Annotated in this window: 8 protein-coding genes; 4 read left to right on the top strand and 4 right to left on the bottom strand. The window is 41.4% G+C overall.

Annotated elements, in window-relative coordinates; genetic code table 11:
* Window positions 1-111: 111 nt before the first annotated feature.
* Window positions 112-1125 carry a type I glyceraldehyde-3-phosphate dehydrogenase gene (locus UYI_RS0103660; RefSeq protein ID WP_016865320.1) on the top strand — a complete coding sequence of 338 codons (1014 nt, stop codon included), beginning with the start codon at window positions 112-114 and terminating at the stop codon, window positions 1123-1125.
* Between the two features lie 71 nt (window positions 1126-1196).
* On the opposite strand, the gene thiL is transcribed toward UYI_RS0103660, so the two are convergent.
* Window positions 1197-2213 carry a thiamine-phosphate kinase gene (gene thiL, locus UYI_RS0103655; protein WP_016865319.1) on the bottom strand — a complete coding sequence of 339 codons (1017 nt, stop codon included), beginning with the start codon at window positions 2211-2213 and terminating at the stop codon, window positions 1197-1199.
* Between the two features lie 67 nt (window positions 2214-2280).
* Between thiL and UYI_RS0103650 the strand changes: the two genes are divergently transcribed.
* The gene (locus UYI_RS0103650) at window positions 2281-2850 is read left to right on the top strand and encodes a Uma2 family endonuclease (protein WP_016865318.1); all 570 of its coding nucleotides are present in this window, start codon (window positions 2281-2283) and stop codon (window positions 2848-2850) included.
* 74 nt (window positions 2851-2924) lie between these two features.
* On the opposite strand, the gene UYI_RS0103645 is transcribed toward UYI_RS0103650, so the two are convergent.
* A complete protein-coding gene (locus UYI_RS0103645) occupies window positions 2925-3350 on the bottom strand; it encodes a GNAT family N-acetyltransferase (RefSeq protein WP_016865317.1) in 426 nt (141 codons plus the stop codon).
* A 104-nt stretch (window positions 3351-3454) separates the two neighbouring features.
* On the opposite strand from UYI_RS0103645, the gene UYI_RS0103640 reads away from it, so the two are divergent.
* Entirely contained in the window at window positions 3455-5716 is a 2262-nt protein-coding gene (locus tag UYI_RS0103640) for a DEAD/DEAH box helicase (RefSeq protein ID WP_016865316.1), read from the top strand.
* Window positions 5717-6159: 443 nt separating this feature from the next.
* Here UYI_RS0103640 and glgP read toward each other — a convergent pair whose 3' ends face one another.
* Together glgP and fghA are read right to left on the bottom strand one after the other, a co-directional pair.
* A complete protein-coding gene (gene glgP / locus UYI_RS0103635; protein WP_016865315.1) occupies window positions 6160-8373 on the bottom strand; it encodes an alpha-glucan family phosphorylase in 2214 nt (737 codons plus the stop codon).
* A gap of 850 nt (window positions 8374-9223) precedes the next feature.
* On the bottom strand, window positions 9224-10066 hold the full coding sequence (gene fghA / locus UYI_RS0103630; protein WP_016865314.1) for an S-formylglutathione hydrolase: 843 nt from the start codon (window positions 10064-10066) through the stop codon (window positions 9224-9226).
* 170 nt (window positions 10067-10236) lie between these two features.
* Here fghA and UYI_RS0103625 point away from each other — a divergent pair, with 170 nt between their 5' ends.
* Complete coding sequence (locus UYI_RS0103625; protein ID WP_016865313.1) at window positions 10237-11412, top strand: hypothetical protein; 1176 nt, start codon at window positions 10237-10239, stop codon at window positions 11410-11412.
* Window positions 11413-11965 lie beyond the last annotated feature (553 nt).

Here is an 11965-nt window from a genome sequence, read left to right as displayed (position 1 = left end):
TTAATTTTTTGGTATCTAACACTTTATAGTTATAAATACTCCCCCCTTTGCGATATGATCGGGGTCAACCATAAGATTTAATTAGGCATATATAACAGAGGGCAAGACGCTGTGATTAGAGTTGCTATCAACGGTTTCGGGCGCATCGGTCGTAACTTTATGCGCTGTTGGTTGGGTAGAGAGAATAGCAATATCGACCTAGTTGCTATTAACGACACCTCAGATCCCAGAACCAACGCTCACCTGCTCAAATATGATTCGATGCTAGGGAAGTTAAAAGGTGTTGAAATTACTGCCGATGATAACTCAATCATCGCAAACGGTAAGACCGTAAAATGCGTATCTGATCGCAACCCAGAAAACTTGCCCTGGAAAGAGTGGGAAATAGACCTAATTATCGAAGCCACAGGGGTATTTACTGCCAAAGAAGGGGCAATGAAGCATATAAATGCTGGCGCCAAAAAGGTTTTGATCACCGCCCCTGGTAAAAATGAAGATGGTACTTTTGTGATTGGCGTGAACCATCACGATTACGATCACGATAAACACCACATCATCAGTAACGCCAGCTGTACGACCAACTGCTTAGCTCCCGTTGCCAAAGTGTTACATGAGAAATTTGGCATCATCAAAGGTACAATGACCACCACCCACAGCTACACAGGGGATCAGCGCCTGCTAGACGCTTCTCACCGGGATTTGCGCCGTGCGCGTGCTGCGGCAATTAATATTGTGCCTACTTCCACCGGTGCAGCAAAAGCTGTAGCATTGGTACTACCAGCACTCAAAGGCAAGCTTAATGGTGTAGCATTGCGTGTACCCACCCCCAACGTTTCGATGGTGGATTTCGTGGTACAAGTGGAAAAACAAACCATTGCTGAAGAAGTCAACGCAGCCCTGAAACAAGCTTCTGAAAACGAGCTAAAAGGCATCTTAGATTACAGTGAACTACAATTGGTATCCTCTGACTATCAAGGTACTGATGCCTCTTCCATTGTTGATGCCAGCTTGACAATGGTCATGGGTGGCGACATGGTTAAAGTCATGGCATGGTACGACAACGAATGGGGTTACAGCCAACGCGTTCTTGACTTGGCAGAATTAGTAGCCGAGAAGTGGAAGTAATTAGCTTTGTTGTTTGTTGGTGGTTGTTTGTTGTTTGGAAGAATTAACAACCAACAATCAACTAGCAACCACTAACTAAAATGCTGAAATCCCTGACTGAAAGTCAAAACTTGGTCGGGGAATTCTTGTTTTTGGTCATGTAATACTACGGTTGAGCCGTTTGTGATTTTTCCAATCGCAGCAGCACCCTGACCAAGTATTTGTACTAATTTATAAGCTGGCTCTTTTGGTAAGCACAACACCAATTCAAAATCTTCACCACCGTAGAGGCTATACTCTAAGGCTTGTTCTTTGGTTAGCCAGTGAACAAAAGCTGGTGGCAAAGGAATTTGTGTACGTTCTACTACAGCCCCGACATTACTAGCACGGCAAATTTGTACTAGCGCATCTGCTAAACCGTCGCTGCTGTCCATCCCAGCGATCGCAAATTGAGAAGAACCAAGAATTTGCCAGAGGATGGGTAAGACATCTAATCGGGGTTGTGGGCGCTGGTGAGCGCTGATTAAAGCCTTTGTTTCTTCTGGGCTAAGGTTTTCTCCCTTTTCAGGATGCAAGAGCAATTCTAAGCCAGCCCGGGACGCACCATGAACACCAGTAACGATGATCGTATCTCCCACTTGAGCTTGATTACGGCGGATAATCCGCTGGGGGTAAGCTTGACCAAAAGCAGTAATGGCAATGGTAATTACTGGCGATCGCACTACATCCCCACCCACAATTGGAGTATTGTATTGTTGTAGGCATTGTGTCATACCTACATACATTTGTTCTACCCAACTCACAGAAACATCACCAGGCAGTCCCAGCCCGACAGTAATTCCCAAGGGAGAAGCACCCATCGCCGCCAGGTCTGATAAATTAGCAGCAGCAGCCCGCCAACCAACATCAACTGCTGACGTAGTAAGTTCACTAAAGTGAATTTTGTCCACTAAGACATCAGTAGTTACCACTAAAGATTGCTCTAGCTCAGTAGCAATTACTGCTGCATCGTCCCCAATAATTTCCGTAGGACAGAAGCGTTGCAAAATTTGTAAAAGTCCTTGTTCGCCGATATCTTTAACTAGTAAAGAAGATGACTCAGTGTTCACGGTAGTTCTCAAACTAGCATAAATATTTTCAGGTTAGGATATAAATACCGTCTAGAAATCAATCGGGATGGTCACTACACCAGCAACTAAGCTCACCTTTGAGGAATACCTAACCTATGATGATGGCACTGGCTGCCATTACGAATTGGTGGATGGCTCTCTAGAACTGATGAACCCACCTACAATTGAACATTTTCTGATTGCTAAACTGTTAGAGCAAGTGCTAGATGCAGAAATTAAGCGGTTGGGTTTACCTTGGCTATGCTTGCGAGAAGCTGGAGTCAGAACAGGTAGAAATAAATCTCGGTTGACTGACTTGTGCGTGGTGACGATAGAACAAGCAAAGGAATTGATGAATGTGTCAGCAGTATTTCAGACGCCACCGCTATTAATCGTAGAGATAGTCAGTCCAGAATCAGTAAAACGGGACTATCGCTACAAGCGTTCTGAATATGCTGCCCTAGAAGTACCAGAGTATTGGATTGTAGATCCCTTAGAGACAAAAATTTCAGTATTATTACTGGAAGAAGGACTGTACGAAGAAACAGTATTTACAGGTAGCCAGAAGATTGAATCGCGGACTTTGCCAGAATTAGCGATCGCCACAGAAAAGGTATTTGTTGCAGGTAATCTCTGAAGAAACACGGGTATAGGGGTATAGAATTGGATATTTTTTTATTTGGAAGTCCCTGATGGAGTGTATTAAATAATTTACTGTAACTCCTTCTTCAGAAAAAAACGGCTATAACCTTGTGGAAAGTTAGGTAACTCACCAAACACGACATATCCACGTTTCCGATAGAATTCTGGAGCTTGAAAACTGAATGTATCCAAATACGCATATTGACAACCTCGCTTCACAGCTTCTTGTTCCGCAGTGGCTAAAAGAATGTCACCATAACCTTCCCCACGAAACAACTCATGTACCCATAACACATCAACATACAACCACTGCCAATATGTTTCTCCAATTAATCCACCCACTATATGATCATCTGAATCTCGCAGAAAGATTACTAAGTGCTTGTAGTTACCCTCACTAGCACGACTGCTATTGAATTTAATAATCTGCTGTAGGACAAATTCAACTTCATGAGGCTGTGGTTCTGTTGCTATCTCAATTTTCGGTTGCTTCATAGATTCACTCTGTTATTAAGGCTTACTAGTCAAGTGAAACTTCACCTATTTTTATACTCAACAGCTATACTTGATCAAAATTTTGAGTATTAAACCTTTTCTAAATGCCACAACCAATACATGTAGACAAAAATAACCTATACACCTTTTCCCGACTCGCACCCTTTATTCAAGAATATATTTACAATCACAACTGGACGGAATTACGCCCAGTTCAAATAGCGGCATGTCAAGTCATTTTTGATACAGATGCTCATCTATTAATTGCGGCTGCTACCGCTGCTGGAAAAACAGAAGCAGCGTTTTTACCAGTTTTGACTTTATTACATGAAAATCCATCAAGTACGATTGGTGCATTATATATTGGCCCAATCAAAGCTTTAATTAATGATCAATTTGAACGTTTGCATGGTTTACTCAAAGAAGCAGACATTCCTGTTTGGTATTGGCATGGTGATGTTTCTCAAAGTCATAAAAATAAGCTGCTCAAAAATCCTCGAGGTATCCTGCAAATCACACCGGAATCTTTAGAAAGTTTATTAATTAATAAATATCATGACATCAAGCGTTTGTTTGGTGATTTACGATTTGTTGTCATTGATGAAATTCATGCTTTTATGGGAACGGAAAGGGGTTGTCAGATTCTTTGTCAGTTGGCTAGGTTGGAAGATTTGACGCAAAAGCAACCTCGAAGAATTGGTTTATCGGCTACTCTTGGTGATTATGCATTGGCTGAGGAGTGGTTGTGTTCTGGGAGTAAAAAGTCGGTGATTACGCCGAAGATTGAGGGGGGAAATAGGCAAGTTAGGTTGGCTGTGGAGCATTTTTTTGTTGGCGTTGATGATGAGTTTTGGGGAAAAAAGAACCGCAGAGACGCAGAGAGCGCACAGAGAAGAGAGGGGAGAGAGGGTAAGTTTGATATTGGTGTTTATGAAAGATATATTTTTAATTTGAGTAAGAATCGTAAGTGTTTGATTTTTGCTAATAATAAGTCGCAAACTGAAGCGGTGATTGCTTCTTTGCGAAAAGTTGCTATGAAGGAAGGGGAAGCGGATATATATCATGTACATCATGGCAGTATATCTGCTAGCTTGCGACAAGTTGCAGAAAGTGCTATGCGGGAACCAAATCGACCTGCCGTGACTGCTGCGACTTTGACTTTAGAATTAGGTATAGATATTGGTTATCTTGAGCGGGTGATTCAGTTAGAAGCGCCGCTTTCTGTAGCGAGTTTTTTACAACGTTTGGGACGTACAGGGAGAAGAGGTGAAGCTGCTGATATGCGCTTTGTTTGCGCTGAAAATGAAGTGTTATCAGAGGCATCTCTACCGGAACAAATTCCTTGGCAATTGTTACAGTGTATTGCCATTATTCAACTTTATTTGGAGGAAAAGTGGATTGAGCCAATTAAGCCTGTGAGATATCCTTTTAGTTTGTTGTATCACCAAACTATGAGTATTTTAGTAGCAGTTGGTGAAATTTCACCAGCTGCTCTTGCTCAAAAAGTCTTGAGTTTGCCTGTGTTTGCTGCTGTATCTAAAGATGATTTGAAGTTATTACTACGGTATTTAATTGATATCAATCATCTGCAATTGACTGAGGAGGGAAAACTCATTTTGGGTTTGGCTGGTGAAAGAGTGGTGAGTAAGTTCCAATTTTATGCAGTCTTCCCAGACAATGAGGAGTTTGTGGTTAAGCAAGGAGCGACAGAAATTGGTAGTATATCTCTGCCGCCGCCTGTAGGTAATCAATTTGCTTTGGCAGGGAAAACTTGGGAAGTTGTAGAAGTTGATTTTAAAAAGAAGATTATTTTAGTGAAGCAAGTTGAAGGGCAAGCAAGTATTTTTTGGCCTGGTGGTAGCGGTACGATTCATACACGTATTCTCCAAAGAATGCGACAAGTTTTAGTTGAAGATATAGAATATCCTTATTTGCAAAGTAACGCGATGAAGCGTTTGCGTGTAGTTCGCGAACTCACACGTAGTTCTGGATTAGATCAAAAAAATATTTTACTTTTGGCTAAAGATAAGTGTTGCATTTTTCCTTGGATGGGTACGGTGGCTTACCGAACTTTGGAAAGGTTACTGAACATGTTCTGTCGTGAATCTTTAGCAATTAAAAGCATTGGCGGTGTAAATCCATATTATTTGATGATTAAATTAGATAATACAAAAGTTAACTCTCTTTATCCAGAAATTCTTTCTTTGTGTGAACAAAGAATTACGGCTGAAAATTTATTGAGTGATGCAGAAGCACCAGAAATTCAGAAGTATGACAAGTTTATTCCCCATGCACTTCTACGGAAAGCTTTTGCAAGTGATTATTTAGATATGGAAGAACTAAGACAAATAGTGGGTTTGTGGTGAATCACACTTGGTTGGGGAATGGGTGGACGATATTGAATTATGATTTTGTACGCCAATAAAGAAAGACACCAAGATTTCTTAGTGCCTTTGAGTCTAATTACGATGTGAGTTCGACGAACCTCTCCCTCCCTACCTCCCTCTCCTTTTAGGCGAGGGAGGAACAACATAAAAATAGGCTTATTATTGCCCCTCTCCTTGTAGGGAAGGGGTTGGGGGAGGGGTCATTTCATGTGCATCGAACTCACGTTAATACGGTTCAGTTAAGGATGATAGTAAGTTGGGTAGAGCGTGAGCGAAACCCAACAAAGCGGCGAGAATGTCGGTTTACCCTACCTTAAGCCGCGCAGGGTGTGTCTACGTTCCTCAATCCAACCTACACAAAATTAGGTTTTTAGCTCTAACACCAAGCGTATTGGCTTAGAGTCTTGCTGGTTCATTAATTCTTATACCAATACTTTGGCTAGAATCGGTGGTACTGTGACAGCAATTTCGGGGACGTACACTTGGGAAACGTAGTCAGCAATCATGCGATCGGTGTTAAACAATGGTGCATTGGTTTTAATGGAAGCCTTCATCATCTGTATCCAACCGTGAGGAATACCGTTAGCATCCTGGTTGTAGTAGAGGGGGGTGATTTCTTCTTCTAATAGTTGATACAGTGATTCGGAATCAATGCGGTCTTGTAGTTCTTGATCGCTGGTGTGAGCATCTTCGCCGATCGCCCAACCGTTGATGCCTTTACCGTTGGCGTCGGCTTGATAGCCTTCGCACCACCAGCCATCGAGGACGCTGCAATTGATACCACCGTTGAAGCAGACTTTTTGCCCGCTTGTACCGGATGCTTCCAGGGGACGACGGGGGTTGTTTAACCAGACATCGACGCCTTGGACGAGTTTTTGGGCGGTGTAGATGTCGTAGTCTTCGATGAAAGCAACGCGGTTGGTAAGGGCTGGATGTTTGCACCACTCCATCAAGCGTTGAATAATTCGCTTGCCTTCTTCATCGGCGGGGTGTGCTTTGCCAGCGAAGATAATTTGTACGGGGCGATCTATGTTACCAAAAATTCTTAAGGCGCGTTCGGTGTCACGCAGGAGTAAATGACCGCGTTTGTATGGTGAAAAACGTCTGGCAAATCCGATGGTGAGTGCTTGGGGATCTAGGAGGTTATCGGTGGCTTGAATTCTTTCGTATTCTTCGCCTCGTCCTTCTCTAGCTTTCTTAACTTTATAGCGGGTGTGAGCAACAAGTCTTTCTTTGAGGATTTGGTGTCGCCACCACAGTTCTTCGTTAGGAATGTCGTCTACTTTCTCCCACATTTTGGGGTCAACTGCCCGGGTTTTCCAATCAGATCCTAAATACTGACTGTATAATTCTGCTATTAAGGGAGCAGTCCAAGTTGGGGCATGGACTCCGTTGGTAATGTAGCCGATGGGGACGTTATCTTCAGATCGATTAGGATACATGACTGTCCACATCTGGCGGGAAATTCGTCCGTGTAACTCACTGACGCCGTTAGAGGTGCGACACATCCGCAATGCTAAAACTGTCATGCCAAAGGGTTCCCAAGGATCACCTAGTCGGCGTGCGCCTAATGCCAAGAATTGTTCGCGAGAAAGGCGTAGTTGGGGCCAGTAGTGGGCAAAGAAGGAGTCTATTAAATCTGGCGAGAAGACATCATGTCCGGCGGGAACGGGTGTATGGGTGGTGAAGACACACCGTTTGCGTACATCTGCTTCAATATCGTAGAAGGATTTGTTGGTGCGTTGAATTTCTTGGCGGGAAATTTCCAAGGTGCAGAAGGCGGCGTGTCCTTCGTTGAGGTGGTAGACGGATGGTTGGATTCCTAAAGCAGTTAAGGCACGGACACCACCGATTCCTAGAACTACTTCTTGGGCAATGCGGGTTTCTTGATTACCGCCGTAGAGGTGTCCAGTTAACCAACGGTCGATGGGATCGTTGTCGTCGCGATCGCTATCTAAAAGATAAAGGGTGACTCGCCCGACTTGTACTTGCCAAATTTGTACTTTTACCCGCCGCTGGCGAATTTCTAATTCGATGGTGAGGGGTTGCCCTTGTTCGTTTTTGATTAGTTCTATGGGCATACGGTGGAAGGGATTGTCCACGTAATAATCTTCCTGCCAGCCACTACGGTTCAAGCGTTGGCGGAAGTAACCTTGACGATACAGCAAGCCAACAGCAACCATTGGTACGCCCAAGTCTGACGAAGATTTGAGATGGTCGCCTGCAAGAATACCCAAACCACCAGAGTAAACTGGTAAAGATTCATGAATGCCAAATTCGGCGCAAAAGTAAGCGATGGGATGTTCGATTGAAACTTGTGGTGCAACTCGGCTAACCCAAGTATCTCTTTGGGCCATGTATTCGTCGAATTCTTTGGCGAGGGCAGAAATTTGCTTGAGGTAAAACGGGTCTTCTGCAAGCTGGGTGAGGCGTTCGTAGGTTGCTGATTCTAATATTGCAACTGGGTTGTGTCCGCAACGTTCCCATTCTTGGGGATCGATGGTTTGAAATAAAGCGATGCGATCGCTAGTCCACGACCACCAATAATTATAAGCCAAATCTGCCAAGCGTCGTAGCGGCAAAGGCAATTTTTCACTCAAGCGAAGCGCTGCGGTCTTTGCAATGCTTTTAATCATAATTGTTGTTTGTTTGGTTTTGTCAGTTTACTAGTCAATTACGACAACTAAGGCGACTATTTCAATGAGTCATCCGGAATCTTTTAATAGGAAATCCTGATCACTGGTCACTGTTAACTGATTACTGCGGAACCTTTTTTTCGTCGCTTTTTTGCTGGTTGCTCTCTGGCGATACAGTGGTTTATCGACAAAAACCCTTATACAAGTGTCTTGCTTTTACTTTTTAACTTCAATTAAATCATCCTACTTTTTTTGTCGATTTTCACGCCGTGATACTTCAATTTTATTGACAGTATTTTAAATTATTTTTGATAATTTTAAGTTTTATTTAAACATCCTCTAATTCTGAGAAGTTCAAAGTCAACTTTTCCAAACATTTAGGGATAAAAACTCTCAGAAAATCAAAATCTAAAAAAATTTAAGTGCAATTATTAAATAAAAATAAATTTCTTTTGATTTATTAATTCAAATTTGAGTTAGAGTGATTTTTGAAAATTTAGCCCTAGTAAAGCTATAAAAAAATATAGATTCAGTGATTTTTGACTTTTGTATTTATAAATTAAGATAAAATTTTAGTTAAGAAATTATAGACAAAAATTACTTTTTATTAAATTACCGCATATTATACCATAAAATAGGTACCCAAATTTGCACTTAGATCAACTAATGGCAAAAAAATTAGTTAATATAGTTTTACACTCATCAATGTTAAATAGAGTTTACAAGTACATTAGTAAATAGATAAAGTTACAGTTGACTAAGCAACTATTTAAAGTATTCACATCTCTATCGTCTGAACTTTGAGATTTAAAAGGCAAAAGCTTATCTGATAAGCCTTTTGCCTGCTGCTCTATTGTAATAGCGCGATCGCATGATGACGAATGTGATCTTCAATAAAAGAGGCAATAAAGTAATAACTGTGGTCGTAGCCTTCTTGATAACGCAAATTCAAAGGTTGATCTACTTCTATACAAGCTTGTTCAAATGCATCCACAAGTAATTGTTCTGCTAAAAATTTATCAGCAGTGCCTTGATCTATCAGAATCTGACTGTGGTATCCAACTTGCTTGACTAACTCACTAGCATCATATTCACACCAAGTTTTTTGATCCTCACCTAAATAGCGGCTGAAAGCTTTTTGTCCCCAAGGACAACGCATTGGTGCAGTGATCGGTGCAAAAGCGGACACAGATCGATATTGTTGAGGATTTCGCATTGCACAAATCAACGCCCCATGTCCGCCCATAGAATGACCAAAAATGCTTTTTCTTTCTGTGAGAACAAGAAAATTTTCGGCAATAACAACAGGTAGTTCATCAACGATATAACTATACATGCGGTAATGCGAAGCCCAAGGTTCAACTGTAGCGTCAACGTAGAAGCCTGCACCTGTGCCAAAGTCCCAGTCGTCATCTTCACCAGGAATTCCAGTGTTGCGAGGACTAGTGTCTGGTACTACTAACATTAAGCCATACTTTGCTGCAAAGCGCTGCGCCCCCGCCTTTGCCATAAAGTTTTCTTCTGTACAAGTCAAACCAGAGAGGAAATAAAGAACAGGTACTGGTTCATAACTTGCCTCTGGTGGTTGGTAAACAGCAAAACGCATTTCACCATTGCAGCTAAAGGAGTGATGGCGATAAAAGCCGAGTTTGCCATCAAAGCATTTTGATTCTGAAATAAGCTGAACAGACATAGTTTGTTAATTAAATTAGCTAAACTTACGGGTGGAGGAAGCTATAAGAAGGCAGCTATGCTGGAGGCAGATGGCACAAGGGAAGAAAACCTATTTCGCTTTTTATGCTTTTTCAAGTGCATATTTATTTCTGCCACACTGCGCTGTTTAGATTCAGTTAAAAACATACTATGAACCAAGAACAACAGCATGTTTTCGAGTCCAAATCTTCTCCAAACTCATCAATACCTGGAAACAATACCGAAAACAAGCCCCAGGAAACAAAGGAAAAAGTTGCCTACATCCATATAACGGATCGCATTCGTGCCTGGAGTGAATTTATTAAGTCTGTAACTCCTTATGTTTGGGTAGCTGTGATTATGATTGTGCTGATTCCGTTGCTAGGTAAATTTTTAATAGCAGGTTCATCGGCACAAGAGCGTGTAATGACTCAGCCTACAAAAGACAATATAGTGATTGTTGAGAAAAAAGCTCCGCCCACAGGAATGGAAGGTGCGATCGCAACTGCAATTACAAACGCCCATTCTCAATCTCAGAGATTTGCTGCTACAAAATTAGATGCGTGGGTTGATGAGTTAATGACTCGCGTTGATGATAGTTTTTTGGATTGGTATTTTAATTACTTCAATCAAAAAAAGCTGGAATTTAGTACTCCATTTGTGTGGTTAACTTCAACTGTAGCCCACTGGAAAAATGCCAATCATCCCTCTCCTGCACAAGCAGTTGCCGAAAAATTAACAGAGAATTTTCAAACAGAATTTGCTAAACGCGTTCTTAGACCTAAAGTTGCCCAACTGGAATTAGAAAATATCACCAAGGAGACTATAGATTTATATGTCGCTCAGTTGAGTCAAAATATTGCTGATATCCAAAGTAGTTACAAGATTCCTCAAGCAGATTGGGAGCGTTATCTAGGTGATGTTGCGATTACTATTAATGATACAGAGGGCAATATATCTAATTTATCTTTAAAGGTTTTAACTGGAGGTAGTGCTTATTTACTTACGAAAGCAATGATCCCCACCGTGACAAAAGTAGGCAGTAAAGTAGTGACATCCTTTGCTGGCAAAGCTGGTGCCAAAATGGCTGCCAAGACTGGTAGTACAGTAGCTGCAAAATTAGGTGCAGAGTTACTAGATCCAATTGTGGGTGTTGGGATTATTATTTGGGATTTATGGGATTATCACCATACAGTAGCTGTAGAAAAACCAATCTTGCGAGATGCCATTTATGATTATTTACAGCAAGTCAAATTATCTTTGCTAAATAATTCAGAAAATGGAATTATGTCGGCAATTAATCAGGTAGAAAGTGGAATAATTCAAAAGATTCATAATCTTGCTTAAAAGCAATAGTATTCCTAAGTGATTCGTGAAATTATCTTTTTATTTTCTTGGCGTTCTTAGCATCCTACTCTGACGAAAAATCACCAAGATTCAAATTGCTAGATAGTAATATGTAAATTTCGTAAGACTGTGAATTGAAGAAGTAATATAAGGTTTTTTGGCAATTGTCCAGAGTTTGATTTTGGTTAACGTAGACGCCCCCAAGGGCGGGGTGATACACCAATGTAGACGCCTTTGCGTGTCTACGACTTTCAAAAACATGATTGTTGCCATAGTTTTAATTCACATTAGGCGTAAATTCAAAATGAATATAGCAATCTTATCTGCAAAAGTGAGAATTGCAAGACTCATATCCCCGACAACTCTTGCGAAGTCGGGGATCTTGCCTCTCACGAATGATTTAGAAATGCTGTACTATATTTACAGAGATTAACTGTAATTTAATTAACAGTTAAACATAATATAAAACGTAGCGTTTCCACGCTATACCCATGTGCTAGCAGGTTAAACTAGGCCTGACAACAGCGGTTTTACCGTTTACAATGAGGCTTTT

The organism is Fischerella muscicola PCC 7414 (genome assembly GCF_000317205.1).
In the GTDB taxonomy this organism is placed as follows: domain Bacteria; phylum Cyanobacteriota; class Cyanobacteriia; order Cyanobacteriales; family Nostocaceae; genus Fischerella; species Fischerella muscicola.
Note: the sequence above shows the minus strand (reverse complement) of the source record. Positions and strands in the feature narration are given on the sequence as shown.